At 61.7% G+C, this 901-nt stretch carries 1 protein-coding gene; it reads left to right on the plus strand.

Annotated features, from left to right (window positions below):
* Position 1 precedes the first annotated feature (1 nt).
* Positions 2-901, plus strand: a complete 900-nt coding sequence (galU, locus tag D2N39_RS22415) for a UTP--glucose-1-phosphate uridylyltransferase GalU (protein ID WP_119136924.1) — start codon at positions 2-4, stop codon at positions 899-901.

Consider the following 901-nt stretch of genomic DNA (forward strand, 5'->3'; position numbering starts at 1 on the left):
CATGAAGCCCAGAAAGGTCACCAAGGCGGTATTTCCGGTTGCGGGGCTTGGAACCCGTTTCCTGCCCGCAACGAAGTCGATCCCGAAAGAGATCATGACACTGGTGGACCGCCCGCTGATCCAATACGCCATTGATGAGGCGCGTGCGGCCGGGATCAAGGAATTCATCTTCGTGACCTCGCGCGGCAAGTCGGCGCTGGAGGATTACTTCGATCATGCCCCCGAGCTTGAAAGTGCGCTGCGCAAGAAGGGCAAGGAAGACCTGCTGGAGGTTTTGAAGGACACCAATATGGATTCGGGCGCCATCGCCTATGTCCGGCAGAACCGTCCGATGGGGCTTGGCCATGCTGTCTGGTGTGCCCGTCGTCTGATTGGCAATGAACCCTTCGCCGTCCTGCTGCCCGATGACGTGATCGCGGCCGAAAAATCCTGCCTCGCGCAGATGGTGGAAGCCTACGAACAGACCGGCGGCAATATGGTCGCCGCGATGGAGGTGCCGCCGGCGAAAGCCTCGTCCTACGGGGTGCTCGACATCGCCGAGGATATGGGCACCATCGTCCGCGCAAAGGGCATGGTGGAAAAGCCCAAGGCCGAAGAGGCGCCGTCGAACCTCGCCGTGATCGGCCGCTACATCCTGTCGCCGAAAGTTCTGACCAACCTCAACCGGATGAAGCAGGGTGCCGGTGGCGAGATCCAGCTGACCGACGCGATTGCCGAGGAAGTGGGCGCCGAGGGCACCGGGGTCTATGGCTACCGTTTCCGTGGTCAGCGCTACGACTGCGGGTCCAAGGCCGGGTTCCTTCAGGCCACTGTTGCCTTCGGCATGGCTCGCCCGGATCTGCGGGACGAGTTCACCGCCTATCTTCACGATACGATCGCCCAGCAGAAAGCCGCCCAGTAA

Origin of the sequence: Gemmobacter lutimaris, from assembly GCF_003570715.1 — a bacterium.
Classification (GTDB): Bacteria; Pseudomonadota; Alphaproteobacteria; order Rhodobacterales; family Rhodobacteraceae; genus Gemmobacter; species Gemmobacter lutimaris.